Below are 17086 nucleotides of genomic sequence, written 5' to 3'. Positions count from 1 at the left end.
GATAATCCTGGAATAGCGCACCTTAAGCCAAAATTTGCAGGTGCGGGAGGATTCCACTTTGTTCTGGAAACTCTCTCCGCACGTAAAAGGTAAATTCACGGCATCAATTCGATACTGTATCATTCCTGCGGATGAAGACGTCAGGATAGAAAATGAGGGTCCGGGTCGGGGCGGATAATCCGGCATCGACATGTGCCGATATCCAGAGTGAACAGGTGTCGCTGGTAGTCCGCCAGCTTCCGCTTGTATTTACCGCGAATGTGGTGAACTCGATCCTGATCGCCGCCGTTCTCACGGCGGTCGTTCCAGTTGTGCAAGTGGCGGTCTGGTCGGGTTTACTGGTCGTACTGACCGCGATCCGTTTTTTCCATCAGGGTCTGGCGGGACGATTATTGACCGGAAGCATCGGGGATCCCGCGCAATCCGTCCGGCGTCTGACCCTGGCTTCAGGAATTTCCGGCTGCATCTGGGGTATCGGGCTCGCGCTTCTGTTGCCCGAGCCGCCGATCTACCGGCTGTTCGTCGCATTCGTCCTGGGCGGGATGGCGGCGGGATCGGTCGTCACCCTGTCGCCGCTGCTTCCCGTGGTGACGGCTTTCCTGATCCCCTGCATGCTGCCCCTGGCGATCCGGTTCGCTCTTGAGGGAAGCCCGGTCTGGCTCGGCATGGCGGCCCTGAGTTTCATGTTCACCGTCTTCCTGTGGATCGCGGCCCGGAAGCTGAACCGCTGGAGTTCCACGATGCTCCGGCTGAAGATGGAGAAGAGCCGGCTCGCCGACGAGCTGTCCTCTGTCCTGGCCGACCTCGAGCGCAAGGTGGAACGGCGGACTACCGACTTGAGGATGGCACGCGACGAGGCCAACCGGGCGAACCAGATGAAGTCGAGGTTCCTGGCCGCCGCCAGTCACGACCTGGGCCAGCCATTCCAGGCGATGCGGCTGTTCATCGATCTTCTGGACAGCCGGCTGAAGGACACGCCCCATCATGAACTGCTGCAAGCGCTGGAGCGAGCGCATGAGAGCGGGCAGCGGATGCTGTCGAGCCTGCTCGACCTGTCGCGGCTGGAAAGCGGAACGGTGGAGTTGCGCATCGAGAGGTTTCCGGCCGGGAACCTCATCGACAGGCTGGAAATGGAGTTCAGGCCGCTTGCCGAGAGCCGGGGGCTTCGCCTGCGCATCCGGTGTCATGACTGTGAAATCCTCAGCGATCCGGATTTGCTGCACCGGATCGTCGCGAACCTGCTCGGCAACGCGCTCCGCTACACGGCCAGCGGCGGAATCCTCCTTGCCTGCCGCCGGCGGAACACGATGCTGCGGCTGGAGGTGTGGGACACCGGCGTCGGCATCGCCGCCGATCGGCTGGAAGAGATCTTCGAGGAGTTCCACCGGATCGATCCGGTGGATCCGGGAGCATCCCAGGGCGTCGGCTTAGGCCTGTCCATCGTCCGCCGGACCGCGGAGCTGCTTAACCATAAGGTCTCGGTGTGTTCCATCGTGGGGCATGGGTCGAGGTTTTCGATCACGGTGCCGTGCCGCTCCGCTCAAGATCCGGCACCGCCGGACGAGGAAGAGCGGCCCGGATTGCTGCCAGCAGGGTCCGCGCGCCCGGCGACAGAGGGTGATTCTGCATAAGGACGAGGCCGTAGGGCTCGACGCTGAACCGCTTCTCGAACTTCAGGATCGAGAAGCGGTTGGTCGAACAGTACAGCTCGGCTAGCGCGCGGGCCGTAACCGACAGCGCGTCCGTCTTGTCGATCATCGCCATCGACATGACGACGGAAGCGCTTTCGATCACTTGTGCCGGAATCGGCAGCCTCCTGCTCCGGAACATCTGGTGGACCAGCCGGCGCAGCAAGGATCCGTGCGGCTGCAAAACCCAGGTCTGCCCGACGAGGTCCTCCAGAGTGACGAGGTCCATCCCCGCCAGCGGATGTCCGCTGCGGCAGACGAAGCAGAGTTCCTCGTCGCCGATCTCCTCATAGATGAAGGGAGTGGGATCGGCATCCGCCGGAATCCGGGCGATCGCGAAGTCGAGCTGGCCCTGCCGCAAGCGGTCTACCAGGACAGGGCTAGTATCGACGTCGACGAAGATCTGAAGGCCGGGATGTCCCTGCCTGACCGCATCGACCGCCGGAACGACCAGTTCCACCGCCGGCGCCATCACCGTCCCGACCGTGACCTTGCCGCTGTGCCCGGCCTGGAGCGCCGTCAGTTCCGATCCGGCGACCGCCAGCTCGGACAGGATGACCCTGGCATGGCGAATCATCAACTCGCCGTACCAATTGGGTTCGATGCCGCGCGCATGCCGCTCGAACAAGGGGAACCCCAAAGCATCCTCTAAATCGCCGAGCAGCTTGGACGCGGCCGGCTGTGAAAGGTTGAGGCTGGCGGCGGCGCGGTGGAGGTTCCTGTGCTCGTCGAGCGCAAGGAAAAGCTGAAGATGCCGGAACTTCAGTCGCGCGCGGAGGAACCAGTTCGGCGGCAGGGATTGAGGCAGCATAGAATTTTCCGGCTTTGATCCGCACGTAGAGACATACAGATTGTTATATCATAGTCGTCCGATTTTCGATTGGACGGTTATCCCAGGCGCCCCGTACCTTGGCGCATTCAACCAATAAGAAGGGCCGGCGGCTCAAGACGCGCCGACCCGTTTCCGGGATGGGAGAGAATCGTGTCTTTCGATGCAAAGCATGGCACCCAGGTAAAACTCAGGTCGCAGATCTGGTTCGACAATCCTGACGATCCCGACATGACGGCGCTCTACATCGAGCGCTACATGAACTGGGGCATCACCCGCGAGGAACTGCAATCCGGCAAGCCGATCATCGGCATCGCGCAGACCGGTTCGGACCTGTCGCCTTGCAATCGCCAGCACATCGTCCTGGCGGAACGTATCCGGGAAGGCATCCGCGAAGCCGGCGGCATCGCCTTCGAGTTTCCGGTCCATCCGATCCAGGAAACCGGCAAGCGGCCGACCGCCGGCCTCGACCGCAACCTTGCCTATCTGGGACTGGTCGAGACCCTGTTCGGCTATCCGCTGGACGCCGTGGTGCTGACGACCGGCTGCGACAAGACCACCCCTGCCCTGCTGATGGCGGCGGCGACCGTGAACATTCCGGCGATAGCGCTGTCGGTCGGCCCGATGCTGAACGGCTGGTACAAGGGCCAGCGGACCGGGTCGGGCACGATCAAGTGGCACGCCAAGAAGCTCAAGACGGCAGGCGAGATCGGCTGGAAGGAATACGTCGATCTGGTAGCGTCCTCCGCTCCGTCGCCGGGGTTCTGCAACACGATGGGCACGGCCACGACGATGAACTCGCTGGCCGAGGCGTTGGGCATGATGCTGCCGGGTTCGGCCGCGATCCCCGCCGTCCACAAGGAACGCGCGGCGGCGGCCTACCTGACCGGCAAGCGCATCGTGGAGATGGTGTGGGAGGACCTGAAGCCGTCCGACATCATGACGCGCGAGTCCTTTGAGAACGCCATCGCGGTCTGCTCGGCGATCGGCGGCTCGACCAACGCTCCGATCCACCTCAACGGCATCGCGCGGCATCTCGGGCTGGAACTGAATAACGATGACTGGGAAAAGGTCGGCCACAGCATCCCGCTGCTGGTCGACATGCAGCCGGCGGGCCGGTTCCTGGGCGAGGATTTCTTCCGCGCCGGCAGCGTCCCGGCCGTCGTGGCCGAACTGATCGCCGCCGGACGCCTGCCGCACCCGGATGCCAAGACCGTCAACGGCAAGACGATGGGCGAGAACTGTACGGGCAAGTTCACGGAAGACCGTGAGGTCATCCGCGCCTTTGATCAGCCGATGCTGGCCGACGCCGGCTTCCTGAACCTGAAGGGCAACCTGTTCGACAGCGCGATCATGAAGACCAGCGTGATCTCCAAGGAGTTCCGCGAGCGTTACCTGTCGAACCCGAGCGACCCCGAGGCCTTCGAAGGCAAGGCAGTCGTGTTCGACGGGCGCGAGGACTACCATGCCCGGATCAACGATCCGTCGCTGGAGATCGACGAGCACTCGATCCTGTTCATCCGGGGCGCCGGCCCGATCGGGCACCCCGGCGCCGCAGAGGTCGTCAACATGGACCCGCCGGCAGCCTTGCTCAAGCGCGGCATCACCGAACTGCCCTGCATCGGTGACGGACGCCAGTCGGGAACGTCGGGATCTCCCTCGATCCTGAACGCATCGCCGGAAGCGGCGGCGGGTGGCGGTCTGGCGCTGGTGCAGACCGGCGACCGCGTGCGGATCGACCTGAACAAGCGCGAAGCCAATATCCTGATCTCCGACGAGGAACTAACGAGGCGCCGGCAGGACGTAACGGCGAAGCTGGCCAACGGCGGGCTGTCCTATGTGCCCGCAAGCCAGACGCCCTGGCAGGAGATCCAGCGTAATCTGGTCGACCAGTACGACCAGGGAATGGTGCTGAAGCCTGCGGTCAAGTACCAGGACGTCGCGCACAAGTTCCGTCCGCGCGACAATCACTGAAGACCGAATACGGCACTGATAACAAAATGCGCTTGCCGGAGTGCCGTCCGGCAAGCGCCTCTTCCAAAACAACAAATATGAGTTCAGGGGAAACAATGAGTAGAGTGCTGAGTCGCGTCCAGACTGGATCGATGCTTGCCGGAATGCTGCTGACCGGGTTCACGATGTCCGCAGGGACTGCCCAAGCCGCCGACATCAAGGAACGCACGATCAAGTTCGCCTTTGTCCAGAACATGGACAACCATTGGGGCGCCGGCGCTCAGAAGTTCGCCGAGATCGTCAACCAGAAAAGCGACGGCAAGATCAAGGTCAAGCTGTTTGCCGGCGGCACGCTGGGCGGCGACATCCAGACCGTCTCGTCGCTCCAGGGCGGCACGATCGAGATGGTCATGATGGGCTCCGGCGTCCTGGTCGGCCAGATCAAGGAATACGTGCTGTTCGACCTGCCGTTCCTGTTCAAGACCCCGCAGGAAGTGGACGCGGCGCTGGACGGTCCGCTCGGCCAAAAGCTGATGGACCGCCTGCCCGAGAAAGGCTTGATCGGCCTGTCGTATTGGGAACACGGTTTCCGCAGCCTGACCAACAGCCGTCGCCCGGTGGAGAAGTGGGAAGACATCCAAGGCCTCAAGATCCGCGTGATCCAGGCGCCGCTGTATCTAGACGCCTTCAACGCCCTGGGGGCCAACGCCGTCCCGCTGCCCCTGCCCGAGCTGTACACGGCGCTGGAGACCAAGACCGTGGACGGCCAGGAAAATCCGCTGGTGTCGATCGAGTCCTCGAAGTTCTACGAGGAGCAGAAATACCTCTCCACCACCCGGCACGTCTATAACCCGCTGCTCGTGATGTTCAGCAAGAAGATCTGGGATAAGCTGACCCCGGACGAGCAGAAATTGCTGAAGGACGCCGCCGAGGAAGTGAAGCCCTATCAGCGCCAGGTATCCCGCGAAATGGACGCCAAAGTGCTTGAGCAATTGAAGGGCCATGGTATGACCGTCACCGAAGTCTCGGAGGAAGAGCGGGCACGCATGGCCGAAAAGCTGAAGCCGGTGACGCAGAAATACACCGATGTCGCAGGCCCCGAACTTGTCGGCGAACTGAACGCCCAGCTCGCCAAACTCCGCGGTTCGAACTGATCCGGCACGAATTGCCGGTTCACAACTAGAAATACAGGGAAGAGACATGAAGCTGCTACGCCACGGCCCGTCGGGCCAGGAACGTCCCGGAATTCTCGATGCCGAGGGCAAGATCCGCGACCTTTCCGGCAAGATCGACGACATCGACGGCGACAAGCTGTCGCCCGCCAAGCTGAAGGAACTGGCGGCGATCGACACCTCCTCGCTTCCCGTCGTCGAGGGCAATCCCCGTCTCGGCGTTCCGGTCGCGCGGATCGGCAAATTCATCGCTGTCGGCCTCAACTTCTCCGACCACGCCGCCGAATCAGGCCTGCCGGTACCGGCCGAGCCCGTCGTCTTCACCAAGGCGATCAGCAGCATCACCGGCCCCAACGACAACGTCATCATTCCGCGCGGCTCGAAGAAGACCGACTGGGAAGTCGAGCTTGGCGTCGTGATCGGCACCCGCGCCAGCTACGTCACCAAGGACGAAGCGCTGGCCCATGTCGCCGGTTACGTCGTCATCAACGACGTGTCGGAGCGCGAGTACCAGATCGAGCGCGGCGGCACCTGGGACAAGGGCAAGGGCTGCGACACCTTTGGGCCGATCGGCCCGTGGCTGGTGACCTCCGACGAGGTCGGCGACGTGCAGAACCTGTCGATGTGGCTGGACGTCAACGGCGAGCGCAAGCAGACCGGCACGACCGCGACGATGATCTTCGACGTGGCGACGCTGGTCAGCTACATCAGCGAGTTCATGACCCTGATGCCCGGCGACGTCATCACGACCGGCACCCCTCCCGGCGTCGGCATGGGCATCAAGCCGGAACCGCAATACCTGAAGGCCGGCGACGTCGTCCGCCTGGGCATTGAGAAGCTGGGCGAGCAGCAGCAGACCTTCGTCGCGTGGGGTGAAAACCGATGAGCTTCGCCGACCGCTTCGCCGGCAAGCGCGCCGTCGTCACCGGCGGAGCGTCCGGCATCGGGTTCGGAGTCGCCAGCCGGCTCATCGCCGAGGGCGCTTCGGTGGCCCTTTGGGACCGCGATCAGGCGGCGCTCGACCGCGCCGTCGCCGAACTGGGGTCCCGCCGTTCCGCGTTCCAAGTCGATATCACGTCCTGGGATGCGGTCGCGGCCGCGGCGAAGTCCACGGTGGAGAACCTGGGCGGCATCGACGTGCTGGTCGCCAGCGCCGGCATCACCGGACCGAACACGACGCTGTGGGAATACCCGGTCGAGGCTTGGCATCAGGTGATCGACGTCAACCTGAACGGGCTGTTCCACTGCAACCGCGCGGTGGTTCCCCATATGCTCGAGGGCGGCTACGGCCGGATCGTCAATCTGGCCTCCGTCGCCGGCAAGGAAGGCAACCCGAACGCTTCGGCCTACAGCACGTCGAAGGCGGCGGTGATCGGGCTGACCAAGTCGCTGGGCAAGGAGTTGGCGAAGAAGAACATTACCGTCAACGCCGTCACCCCAGCGGCGGTCAAGACGGCGATTTTCGACCAGATGACCCAGGAACACATCGACTTCATGCTGTCGAAGATCCCGATGGGCCGCTTCGGCAAGGTCGAGGAAATCACGTCGCTGATCTGCTGGCTGGCGAGCGAGGAATGCTCGTTCACCACGGGCAGCGTGTTCGACGCCTCGGGCGGACGGGCGACGTACTGAGCTTGCAGTAAGCTGCGGCTTGGCAGGTGAGCAGTTTCCGACCAACGTAAAAAGGCGCTGGAGATACGTTCCAGCGCCTTTTCCGCGTCGAATGTCTGGACGACAGGCGTCGACTCAGAACGGGATTTCGTCGTCCAGGTCCTGGTCGAAGGTCGGCTTGCCGCCGCCCCGGCCGGCGCCACCGCCGCCCGAGCCGCCCCGGCTGCCGCTGTCACGGTCGTTGCCGTAACCACCGCCACCACCGCCGCCACCGTAGCCGCCGCCACCGCCGGCCTCGTAGTCGCGGCCACTGCCGCCGCCACCGCCGCCGGCGCCTTCGCTACGGGCGGCGAGGTCGAGATCGTTGACGCGGACGGCCAGCTTGGAGCCCGGCGTGCCGTCGCGGCGCTGGAACTCTTCCAGCTTCACTTCGCCGCTGACGGTGATCTTGTCGCCCTTGCGGACGTAGCTGGAGACGGCCTCGGCGCGCTTGCCCCAGTAGGAGCAATCGACCCACTGCGTGGTCTTGCGGTCACCGAACCCGATATCGTTCGCCACCCGGAAGCTCAGCACCTTCTCGCCGCTCTGGGTGGTCCTCAGTTCCGCATCGGCACCGACACGGCCGCTGAAAGTCCATACGTTCATCTAATCCTACTCCTGATCCGCCGGTGGCGCGTATTCGTCCCTACCGTAAGCGGGCGTCGCGACAAACGCAACGGCGCCCCGATAGCGCAGCCCGACATGAATTACGAGCGAAGATGTAGCAATTTCATCCCGCGTCGCACATATGTCTGGGGTTTGCGGCTTCACACGGCCACACCTTCCTGATATAGAACATCTCATGAACAAATCTATCATCGTCCGCGGCGCGCGGGAACATAATTTGAAGAATGTCGATGTCGATTTGCCGCGCGATAAGCTGGTGGTCATCACCGGCTTGAGCGGATCGGGCAAGTCCTCGCTGGCGTTCGACACGATCTACGCCGAAGGGCAGCGCCGCTACGTCGAGAGCCTGTCGGCCTATGCGCGCCAGTTCCTTGAACTGATGCAGAAGCCCGACGTCGATTCGATCGAGGGGCTGTCGCCCGCGATCTCGATCGAGCAGAAGACCACGTCGCGCAATCCGCGCTCGACCGTCGGGACGGTGACGGAGATCTACGACTACATGCGCCTGCTCTACGCGCGCGTAGGTGTTCCCTATTCCCCCGCCACCGGCCTGCCGATCGAAAGCCAGACGGTCAGCCAGATGGTGGACCGGATCATGGAGTTGCCGGAAGGCACCCGCCTGCTGCTGCTGGCACCCATCGTGCGCGGACGTAAGGGCGAGTACCGGAAGGAGCTTCAGGACCTCTCCAAGCGCGGCTACCAGCGCGTCAAGATCGATGGAGAGATGTACGAGATCGACGAGGCCCCTGCCCTCAACAAGAAGCTCAAGCACGATATCGAGGTCGTCGTCGACCGGATCGTCGTGCGCGAGGGCTTGGGCAACCGGATCGCCGATTCGCTGGAGCAGGCGCTTGGGCTGGCCGACGGTCTGGCCTTCGCCGAGAACGCCGATAATGGCGAGCGCACCACCTTCTCGGCCAAGTTCGCCTGCCCGGTCAGCGGCTTCACGATCCCGGAGATCGAGCCGCGCCTGTTCTCGTTCAACAATCCGTTCGGCGCTTGCCCGTCCTGCGACGGGCTGGGCGAGAAGCTATATTTCGACCCGATGATGGTGGTGCCGAACGAGGCGCTGTCGCTTGAGAAGGGCGCCGTCGCCCCCTGGGCCAATTCCACGTCGCAATATTACGCGCAGACGCTGGAAAGCCTGGCGCGGCACTACAAGGTCAGCATGAAGACGCCGTGGGAGGGGCTTCCGGAGGAGGCGAAGCAGGGCATCCTGTACGGCTCCGGCGGCAAGCCCGTGACCATGCGCTACGACGACGGCCTGCGCAGCTACGAGACGCACAAGGCATTCGAAGGCATCGTCAACAACCTTGAGCGGCGCTGGAAGGAAACCGAAAGCTCCTGGGTCAAGGAAGAATTGAGCAAGTACCAGTCCAGCCAGCCCTGCGAGGCCTGCAAGGGCGCTCGCCTGAAGCCGGAGGCGCTGGCGGTCAAGATCCGTGGCCTGCACATCAGCCAAGTCACGGAGATGTCGATCCTGGAAGCCGGCAGCTGGTTCGGCGAGTTGAACGGGCATCTGCGCCCGAAGGATCAGGAGATCGCCTACCGCATCCTGAAGGAGATAAACGAGCGGCTGGGCTTCCTCAACAATGTCGGGCTGGAATACCTGACGCTTAGCCGCAATTCCGGCTCGCTGTCGGGCGGCGAGAGCCAGCGCATCAGGCTCGCGTCACAGATCGGATCGGGCCTGACCGGCGTGCTCTATGTGCTGGACGAGCCGTCGATCGGGCTGCACCAGCGCGACAACGACCGCCTGCTGATAACGCTGCGCCGGTTGCGCGACATCGGCAACACCGTGATCGTGGTCGAGCACGACGAGGACGCCATCCGCGCCGCCGATTATCTGGTCGATATGGGACCGGCCGCCGGCGTCCATGGCGGGCAAGTCATCGCCGCCGGAACCCCGGAAGAGGTGATGGCCAACCCGAACAGCATCACCGCCGATTACCTGACCGGACGGAGGTCAGTGCCGGTGCCGGCCGAGCGGCGCAAGGGTCACAAGGGCCAGTTCGTCGAGATCGTCGGCGCCCGGTCCAACAACCTCCAGGACGTCTCCACCAAGATTCCACTGGGCACCTTCACCTGCATCACCGGCGTTTCCGGCGGCGGCAAATCGACCCTCGTGATCGAGACGCTCTACAAGGCGCTGGCGCGGCGGCTGAACGGCGCGCGGGAGCACCCGGCGGAGCATGACGCGATCAATGGTATCGAGCACCTCGACAAGGTGATCGACATCGACCAGTCGCCGATCGGCCGAACGCCACGTTCCAACCCGGCGACCTACACCGGCGCCTTCACCCCGATCCGCGACTGGTTCTCCGGCCTGCCGGAGGCGAAGGCGCGCGGCTACGGTCCGGGCCGCTTCTCGTTCAACGTCAAGGGCGGGCGGTGCGAGGCGTGCCAGGGTGACGGCGTCCTGAAGATCGAGATGCATTTCCTGCCCGACGTCTACGTCACCTGCGACGTCTGCCACGGCAAGCGGTACAACCGCGAGACGCTGGAGATCCTGTACCGAGACAAGAGCATCGCCGACGTGCTCGACATGACCGTGGAAGAGGGTGCCGAGTTCTTCAAGGCCGTGCCGTCGATCCGCGACAAGATGCAGACGCTGGAGCGGGTCGGCCTCGGCTACATCCATGTCGGTCAGGCCGCCACGACGCTGTCCGGCGGCGAGGCCCAGCGCGTCAAGCTCGCGAAGGAGTTGAGCCGGCGGGCGACCGGACGGACGCTCTATATCCTGGACGAGCCGACCACCGGCCTGCATTTCGAGGATGTCCGCAAGCTGCTGGAAGTGCTCCACGCGCTGGTCGATCAGGGCAATACCGTCGTCGTGATCGAGCATAACCTGGAAGTCATCAAGACAGCCGACTGGATCATCGACCTCGGGCCGGAAGGCGGCACCGGCGGCGGCGAGATCGTCGCGGAGGGACCGCCAGAGCGCGTGGTCGAGGAGCCGCGAAGCTACACCGGCCGCTATCTGGCGCCGTACCTGCCGGCAGTGGTGGCGGCGCCCAAGCGGAAGACGCGCAAGTCAGCGTGAGGCAGCCTTGGATTCCAGGGCCGCCATCCAGTCCTCCACCCGCTTGCGATTGACGCCCAGATCGGAATAGCCAAAGCGGGAACGGCTGTAGATGGCGATCGTCGAACCGTCGCCATTTCCGCCGGGCGTGGGCTGGATCCACACGTCGATATAGTCGGGGAACCGCAGGAGCGCGGTGCGCTGGACCAGTGTCAGGTGCAGGCCGTCCGCCGACCGGTTCAGCAGCGTCGTGCGCGGCGCTTCGGCGACGACGGCGAGGAAGGCGTCGCGCAGACGGTCGGGCGGCATGGAGAAGACGGGGCTTTCCGCATCGGGCTTGGCGCGCGTAGTCACCCCGTCCGGGGCGACGAGGTACTGGTTGGGTGACGCTTTCCGTTCAAGGCTAGCGAAATCGACCGGTACGCCGTACTCGCCCGTCGCCGCGTCGGCCCAGGGGCCGAGCTGCCAGCCGTACCAGCCTGCGGCAGCCAGCAGGACCAATGCCAGGACGGCGGTTGCGAGGCGTTTTACCATAGGGGAACTCCGGTCTTGAAAGCCGCGCATCCGTACGCGGATCGGGCAGGCACCTTGATCGGGAAGTACTGCGATCCGCAAGCGCTCTTTGATGGGTGCCGCCTCTATCGCGCCTTGCCTTTCCGCGCCGAATGGCCCATCTGCACGGTCTGATTTTCCGAAGGCAAGCGTTCCCATGAGCACATCACTCCTGCCCATCCATGTCATCGGCGGCGGCCTCGCCGGCAGCGAAGCCGCTTGGCAGATCGCTTCGGCCGGCGTGCCGGTCGTCCTGCACGAGATGCGCCCCGTCCGCAAGACGGAGGCGCATCAGACCGAAGGTCTGGCGGAGATGGTGTGCTCGAACTCGTTCCGCTCCGACGATGCCGAGTACAATGCGGTAGGATTGCTGCACGAGGAGATGCGCCGCTGCGACAGCCTGATCCTGCGCTGTGCCGATGCCCATAAGGTGCCGGCGGGCGGAGCGCTGGCGGTCGATCGAGACGCCTTCTCCGCCGCCGTTTCCGATACCATAGCCCGGCACCCGCTGGTGACCCTGGTGCGGGAGGAAGTCGCGGGGCTGCCGCCGGAGGACTGGGACAGCGTCATCGTCGCGACCGGCCCGCTGACATCGCCGGCCCTGGCGGAAGCGGTGCGCGAGCTGACCGGTGAGGAAAGCCTTGCCTTTTTCGACGCCATCGCGCCGATCGTCTACACGGAAAGCATCGACCTGTCCAAGGCGTGGTTCCAATCTCGCTACGACAAACCGGGTCCGGGCGGTACGGGCAAGGACTACATCAACTGCGCGATGGATCGGGACCAGTACACCGCCTTCATCCAGGCGCTGATCGACGCGCCCAAGACCGACTTCAAGGAGTGGGAGAAGAACACCCCCTACTTCGAAGGCTGCCTGCCGATCGAGGTCATGGCGTCGCGCGGCATCGATACCTTGCGGTACGGCCCGATGAAGCCGGTCGGCCTGACCAACCCGCACACCGGCGGCCGCTCTCATGCCATCGTCCAGTTGCGCCAGGATAATGCGCTGGGCACGCTCTACAATTTGGTCGGGTTCCAGACCAAGATGAAATACGCGGACCAGACGCGGGTGTTCCGCATGATTCCCGGCCTGGAGAACGCCGAGTTCGCGAGGCTCGGCGGCATGCACCGCAATACCTTCCTGAACAGCCCGAAGCTGCTGGACCGGGAAATGCGGCTCAAGGCGATGCCGCGCCTGCGCTTCGCCGGTCAGGTGACCGGCGTGGAGGGTTATGTCGAGTCCGCCGCCATCGGCCTGCTGACGGGCCGGTTCGCGGCGGCCGAGCGGATGGGGCAGCCCTCATTCAGCCCTCCCCCCACGACGGCGCTGGGTGCCCTGCTGAACCACATCACTGGCGGGGCGGAGGCGGAGACGTTCCAGCCGATGAACGTCAACTTCGGCCTGTTCCCCGATCTGGAGGGAAAGATCAAGGGACGCGACCGCAAGCTGGCCTATACCCGGAGGGCGCTGGCCGACCTCGACGGCTGGCTGGGCAGGCAGTCGCAAGCCGCCTGACAGCCCGCCGTTTAGTAGCGCCCGGTCATTGCCCGCAGTCCCAGCCGGACCTGCCTGAACGGGTTGGGCATCAGCACCTTCGGCGCGAACACATCATTTCCCTGCTTCGCGATCACGCCCAGGTATGTATCGGCGATGGAGGCGATCAGCAGCGCCGGGTTGGCGGCGCGCGGCACGTCGCGGCGCAAGGCCCGCGCTTCGCGCAGGTGGCCCCTCGCCAGATCGGCGACTTCGCCGACGACGGCCTTCAGGCCCTCCGGCGGCTTCAGGTCGAACAGACGGCCCTCGGCGACGTCGTGCCGCGCCAGGGCGTCCTTCGGCATGTAGAGCCGGTGGCTGCGCGCGTGGAACGGGATCGCCCGCAACAGCCCGGCCAGAGCCCAAGCGATGCCGACGTGCCGCGCCGCCTTATCGGCGGCGGCATTGCCGGAAACACCCAGGATTTCCAGCGCCAGAAGCACCAGCGGGACACCGGTGACCTCCGCGTAGCTGATCAGGCAGGTCGCATCGGCCGGTGGCTCGTCGGTCAGGTCGGCCTCGCGCGCGTCGATCAGCTTTTCGAAGTGACCGCGCGTCAGGCCGAATTGCCGGATCGCCTCCGCCAGCGGCAGCAGGACCTCATGGCGGCGTGGCGTTCCGTCATAAGCTTCGCCTATCGCGTCGTGCCACCATTGCAGCCGGATCTGGCCAAGGACCGGTTCGGTCACCACTTCCCTGGTCTTGGCGATTTCCAGGTTGAAGGCGTAAAGCGCAAACAGCGCCTCGCGCCGCTCGGCTGGAGCGAACAGCGCCGTAAGAAACCGGTCTTTGTCATATTTTCGGACTTCCTGCCCGCAGTAGGACAGGGCCGCTTCGGAGTTAGTCATGAAATTTCGGGGGACGCCGCATAGTGACGAGAGAAACCAGTGCCAACATGCTCTATAGTGGACCTCTGGCGCCATGACATATTGGCCTCGCGTGGCTGATCGGCCAGACCTTTAAGCCTGACCTCGCTTTTCGCGGAAACCAATGGCCGAGTTCAACATCGCACCGCCCGACACAGGCAACGCCGAACCCGCCGCACGGAAGGACTCCAGTGGCGAGAACTTCCCGGTAGCGTCCCGGCTGCTTCCGAAACGGCTGCGTCCGCACGTGATGGCGTACTACAAGTTCGTTCGCCTCGCCGACGACATCGCGGATGACCCCGATCTGGAACCGGAGCTGAAGCTGAGCCATCTGGACGCGCTGGAGCGCGCCCTGATGAAAGGCGAGGCTCATAGCGCCTATCTTCAGCCGGCGCTCGACCTCCATGCCAGCCTTCGGCTGACCGGCCTGCCCGACACCCATGCTCGGCAAGTCCTCCAGGCCTTCCGGCGCGATGCCAAGAACACGCCGTGCCGGACCTGGAGCGACCTGATGCTCTACTGCCGCTATTCGGCGGCGCCGGTGGGACGCTACCTGCTGGCGCTCCACGGCGAGGGGCACAAGGCGGTCGGACCGTCCGATGCGCTGTGCGCGGCGCTCCAGATCCTCAACCACCTCCAGGATTGCCGCGAAGATTGGGTGGATCTGGGCCGCTGCTACATCCCGCGGATCTGGTTCGAACAGTCCAAGGTCAGCGTCGAACGGCTGGTCGAGCGAAGCTCGAACGAGCAGTTGCGCGCCATCCTGGACCGCACGCTGGATCAGGTCGATGCACTGCTGGAGCGTGCGGCTCCCCTGCCCAGCATGGTCAAGCACAGGGGACTGAGGCTGGAGTCGGCGGTGATCCTCAGCCTCGCTCGCGCACTGTCGCGGCGGCTGCGACGGCAGGACCCCCTGGCACGCCGGGTCCGCCTGTCGGCGACGGCGCGCGTCATGGCTACCGTTCAGGGCATCGCAGCGGGACTCAGCATAAGATGACTTCCGCGCCTGCCGCCTCCGCCGCCGGTCCCGGTGAAATCACCGGCCGGTCCGGAAGCACCTTCTTCTGGCCCATGCTGCTGTTGCCAAAGCCGAAGCGTACCGCCATGTTCGCCATCTACGCGTTCTGCCGACAGGTGGACGACATCGTGGACGAACCCGGCACGATCGAGGACAAGCGCGCCGCCCTCGTGGGCTGGCGGGAGCAGATCCGGTCGCTCTACATGGGCGGCGCTCCGTCCACTCCGGTCGCCGCCGGGCTGGCCGACGCGATTGCCCGCTACCACCTGCCGCGGGCCGAGCTGGAAGCCGTGATCGACGGCATGGCGATGGACCTGGGCACGCCCTTGCGGGCGCCGCCGCTGGACACCTTCAAGGTCTATTGCAGACGTGTGGCCGGAGCGGTCGGGCTGCTGGCCATCCGGGTGTTCGACCGCGCCGACGACGAGACGGAGGCGCTGGCGCTGGCGCTGGGCGATGCCTTGCAGATGACCAACATCCTGCGCGACCTGGAGGAAGACGCTGAGCTTGGCCGGCTTTATCTGCCTCGGGAGCTGCTGGTGCGGGCCGGTATCGTCGCCAGCGACCCTGCCGAGGTGCTTCGCCACCCTGCCCTGCCCAAGGTCTGCGACGCGCTGGCCGATATGGCGGAAGCCCGCTTCGCCGATGCGGAACGCCTGCTGGCGCGCTGGCCGCGCCGTCGGCTTTGGACAGCCCGCGCCATGATGCTGCTATACCGCCGCACCTTGAAGCATCTGCGCGCACGCGGCTGGGCGGACCTTGGCAGGCGTCCGCGCCTGCCTAAATCCGAAAAGGCGTGGGTGACTCTGCGCTGCCTTGTCGGACGTCCTCCGCAGAGTTGAGTGCCGCCATGAGAACGGTTCATATCGTCGGCGCCGGCATGGCCGGTCTGGCCGCCGCCGTCCGGCTGGCGGATGCCGGCCGCCGGGTCGTCGTTTACGAATCGGCCGGGCAGGCCGGCGGCCGCTGCCGGTCGCTCCACGACGCCGTTCTGGACCGCCCGATCGACAACGGCAATCACCTGCTGCTGGGCGGCAACACCGACGTATTCGGTCTGCTCGACCGGATCGGTGCCAGGGACAGGCTGATCGGAGCAGACCCGGTCGCCTTCCCCTTCATGGATCTGTCGACCGGCGAAAGCTGGACCCTGCGGCCCAACCTCGGCCCTGTCCCTTGGTGGATGCTGGTGCCGTCGCGGCGGGTACCCGGTACGGGATGGCGCGATTATCTCGGGCTGCTGAAGCTGCTGCGGACACGTCCCGGCGCCACGGTGGCGGAGTGCCTGGATACACGCTCCGTGCTCTACAAGCGCCTGTGGGAACCGCTGGCGGTGGCGGCACTCAACATCGATCCCGCTCTGGGTTCCGCGCGGCTGATGGGAGCGGTCGTCGCGGAGACCTTCATGAAGGGCGGCGCCGCCTGCCGGCCCTTCATCGCGGCGCGCGGCCTGTCCGACACCTTCGTCGATCCATCGGTCCGCTTCGTGGAGGAGCACGGAGGAACGATCCGCCTGAAGGCGCGCCTGCGGGAATTGCGGGTTCAGAACGCCCGCGTCACCGCACTGGAGTTCGCCGGAGAGACGGTGGATGTAGGACATGATGACGACGTGGTGCTGGCCCTCCCCCCGGTGGCCGCTTCCGAACTGCTTCCCGGCCTTCCCGTCCCCGGCGACAGCACGGCGATTCTCAATGCCCATTACCGCCTGGACCGCCCGGCGGTGCTGCCCGGCGGGCAGATGTTCCTGGGGCTCGTCGGCGGAACGGCCGAATGGCTGTTCGCCCGCGACGACGTAATTTCGGTGACCGTCAGCGCTGCCGACCGGCTGATCGACTGGAGTGCCGACGATCTGGCCAACCTGATCTGGCGCGACGTGGCACGGACCTGCGGCCTGCCCGGCCCGATGCCGCCCGCCCGGATCATCAAGGAGAAACGCGCCACCTTCCGCCAGACTCCAGCCGAATCGGAGAAGCGTCCGGAGGCGCGGACGGCGTTCAGGAACCTCCATCTGGCAGGCGACTGGACGGCCACCGGCCTTCCCGCCACGATAGAAGGTGCGATTAGATCAGGAAACAAGGCGGCGGATTTGCTGTTATTATCAGGATCGGCCGAAACGCCGAGCCGGGATGAGATGCGGGCTTCACAACGAAGCTCGCTCGACATATCTCAACAGGCGTAGCC

At 64.9% G+C, this 17086-nt stretch carries 14 protein-coding genes; 10 read left to right on the top strand and 4 right to left on the bottom strand.

Annotation, left to right across the window (positions count from 1 at the left end):
- Positions 1–152: 152 nt before the first annotated feature.
- The gene (locus tag N826_RS18495; protein ID WP_044431269.1) at positions 153–1631 is read left to right on the top strand and encodes a sensor histidine kinase; all 1479 of its coding nucleotides are present in this window, start codon (positions 153–155) and stop codon (positions 1629–1631) included.
- On the opposite strand, the gene N826_RS41765 is transcribed toward N826_RS18495, so the two are convergent.
- Entirely contained in the window at positions 1519–2499 is a 981-nt protein-coding gene (locus N826_RS41765; protein WP_084720876.1) for a LysR family transcriptional regulator, read from the bottom strand. The two genes, N826_RS18495 and N826_RS41765, sit on opposite strands and share 113 nt — an antisense overlap.
- Before the next feature lie 168 nt (positions 2500–2667).
- Between N826_RS41765 and N826_RS18485 the strand changes: the two genes are divergently transcribed.
- From N826_RS18485 to N826_RS18470, 4 genes are all read left to right on the top strand, one after another.
- The gene (locus N826_RS18485) at positions 2668–4491 is read left to right on the top strand and encodes an IlvD/Edd family dehydratase (RefSeq protein WP_373866615.1); all 1824 of its coding nucleotides are present in this window, start codon (positions 2668–2670) and stop codon (positions 4489–4491) included.
- A 95-nt stretch (positions 4492–4586) separates the two neighbouring features.
- Positions 4587–5624, top strand: a complete 1038-nt coding sequence (locus tag N826_RS18480) for a TRAP transporter substrate-binding protein (protein WP_084720875.1) — start codon at positions 4587–4589, stop codon at positions 5622–5624.
- A gap of 46 nt (positions 5625–5670) precedes the next feature.
- The gene (locus N826_RS18475; protein WP_044431260.1) at positions 5671–6528 is read left to right on the top strand and encodes a fumarylacetoacetate hydrolase family protein; all 858 of its coding nucleotides are present in this window, start codon (positions 5671–5673) and stop codon (positions 6526–6528) included.
- Positions 6525–7274, top strand: a complete 750-nt coding sequence (locus N826_RS18470; RefSeq protein ID WP_044431257.1) for an SDR family NAD(P)-dependent oxidoreductase — start codon at positions 6525–6527, stop codon at positions 7272–7274. The genes N826_RS18475 and N826_RS18470 overlap by 4 nt, the downstream gene beginning before the upstream one ends.
- Before the next feature lie 114 nt (positions 7275–7388).
- On the opposite strand, the gene N826_RS18465 is transcribed toward N826_RS18470, so the two are convergent.
- On the bottom strand, positions 7389–7898 hold the full coding sequence (locus tag N826_RS18465) for a single-stranded DNA-binding protein (protein WP_044431255.1): 510 nt from the start codon (positions 7896–7898) through the stop codon (positions 7389–7391).
- Positions 7899–8094: 196 nt separating this feature from the next.
- Between N826_RS18465 and uvrA the strand changes: the two genes are divergently transcribed.
- Entirely contained in the window at positions 8095–10962 is a 2868-nt protein-coding gene (gene uvrA, locus N826_RS18460) for an excinuclease ABC subunit UvrA (RefSeq protein WP_044431253.1), read from the top strand.
- Here uvrA and N826_RS41760 read toward each other — a convergent pair.
- The gene (locus N826_RS41760; RefSeq protein ID WP_052831564.1) at positions 10954–11475 is read right to left on the bottom strand and encodes a DUF1499 domain-containing protein; all 522 of its coding nucleotides are present in this window, start codon (positions 11473–11475) and stop codon (positions 10954–10956) included. The two genes, uvrA and N826_RS41760, sit on opposite strands and share 9 nt — an antisense overlap.
- 175 nt (positions 11476–11650) lie before the next feature.
- Here N826_RS41760 and trmFO point away from each other — a divergent pair, with 175 nt between their 5' ends.
- On the top strand, positions 11651–13006 hold the full coding sequence (gene trmFO, locus N826_RS18450; RefSeq protein ID WP_044431252.1) for a methylenetetrahydrofolate--tRNA-(uracil(54)-C(5))-methyltransferase (FADH(2)-oxidizing) TrmFO: 1356 nt from the start codon (positions 11651–11653) through the stop codon (positions 13004–13006).
- Positions 13007–13017: 11 nt separating this feature from the next.
- On the opposite strand, the gene N826_RS18445 is transcribed toward trmFO, so the two are convergent.
- Entirely contained in the window at positions 13018–13872 is an 855-nt protein-coding gene (locus tag N826_RS18445; protein ID WP_044431250.1) for a phytoene/squalene synthase family protein, read from the bottom strand.
- Between the two features lie 142 nt (positions 13873–14014).
- Between N826_RS18445 and hpnC the strand changes: the two genes are divergently transcribed.
- From hpnC to hpnE, 3 genes are read left to right on the top strand one after another with little or no spacing between them, the layout of a single operon-like run.
- Positions 14015–14887 (top strand): squalene synthase HpnC, encoded by an 873-nt coding sequence (hpnC, locus tag N826_RS18440; protein ID WP_044431248.1) that lies wholly within the window; start codon positions 14015–14017, stop codon positions 14885–14887.
- Positions 14884–15750, top strand: a complete 867-nt coding sequence (gene hpnD / locus N826_RS18435) for a presqualene diphosphate synthase HpnD (RefSeq protein ID WP_044431246.1) — start codon at positions 14884–14886, stop codon at positions 15748–15750. Before hpnC ends, hpnD begins: the two co-directional genes overlap by 4 nt.
- A gap of 8 nt (positions 15751–15758) precedes the next feature.
- On the top strand, positions 15759–17084 hold the full coding sequence (gene hpnE / locus N826_RS18430; RefSeq protein ID WP_044431245.1) for a hydroxysqualene dehydroxylase HpnE: 1326 nt from the start codon (positions 15759–15761) through the stop codon (positions 17082–17084).
- Positions 17085–17086: the final 2 nt, after the last annotated feature.

This window comes from Skermanella aerolata KACC 11604 (assembly GCF_000936425.1).
Taxonomy (GTDB): Bacteria; Pseudomonadota; Alphaproteobacteria; order Azospirillales; family Azospirillaceae; genus Skermanella; species Skermanella aerolata.
The sequence above is the reverse complement of the archived record's forward strand: the minus strand, read 5'-3'. Positions and strand labels throughout refer to the sequence as shown.

What these genes read in the sequence shown, in the direction of transcription:
- N826_RS18495 (WP_044431269.1), top strand. Translation starts at nt 153, where the DNA reads ATGAGGGTCCGGGTCGGGGCGGATAATCCGGCATCGACATGTGCCGAT.
- N826_RS41765 (WP_084720876.1), bottom strand. Translation starts at nt 2,499, where the DNA reads ATGCTGCCTCAATCCCTGCCGCCGAACTGGTTCCTCCGCGCGCGACTG.
- N826_RS18480 (WP_084720875.1), top strand. Translation starts at nt 4,587, where the DNA reads ATGAGTAGAGTGCTGAGTCGCGTCCAGACTGGATCGATGCTTGCCGGA.
- N826_RS18475 (WP_044431260.1), top strand. Translation starts at nt 5,671, where the DNA reads ATGAAGCTGCTACGCCACGGCCCGTCGGGCCAGGAACGTCCCGGAATT.
- N826_RS18470 (WP_044431257.1), top strand. Translation starts at nt 6,525, where the DNA reads ATGAGCTTCGCCGACCGCTTCGCCGGCAAGCGCGCCGTCGTCACCGGC.
- N826_RS18465 (WP_044431255.1), bottom strand. Translation starts at nt 7,898, where the DNA reads ATGAACGTATGGACTTTCAGCGGCCGTGTCGGTGCCGATGCGGAACTG.
- uvrA (WP_044431253.1), top strand. Translation starts at nt 8,095, where the DNA reads ATGAACAAATCTATCATCGTCCGCGGCGCGCGGGAACATAATTTGAAG.
- N826_RS41760 (WP_052831564.1), bottom strand. Translation starts at nt 11,475, where the DNA reads ATGGTAAAACGCCTCGCAACCGCCGTCCTGGCATTGGTCCTGCTGGCT.
- trmFO (WP_044431252.1), top strand. Translation starts at nt 11,651, where the DNA reads ATGAGCACATCACTCCTGCCCATCCATGTCATCGGCGGCGGCCTCGCC.
- N826_RS18445 (WP_044431250.1), bottom strand. Translation starts at nt 13,872, where the DNA reads ATGACTAACTCCGAAGCGGCCCTGTCCTACTGCGGGCAGGAAGTCCGA.
- hpnC (WP_044431248.1), top strand. Translation starts at nt 14,015, where the DNA reads ATGGCCGAGTTCAACATCGCACCGCCCGACACAGGCAACGCCGAACCC.
- hpnD (WP_044431246.1), top strand. Translation starts at nt 14,884, where the DNA reads ATGACTTCCGCGCCTGCCGCCTCCGCCGCCGGTCCCGGTGAAATCACC.
- hpnE (WP_044431245.1), top strand. Translation starts at nt 15,759, where the DNA reads ATGAGAACGGTTCATATCGTCGGCGCCGGCATGGCCGGTCTGGCCGCC.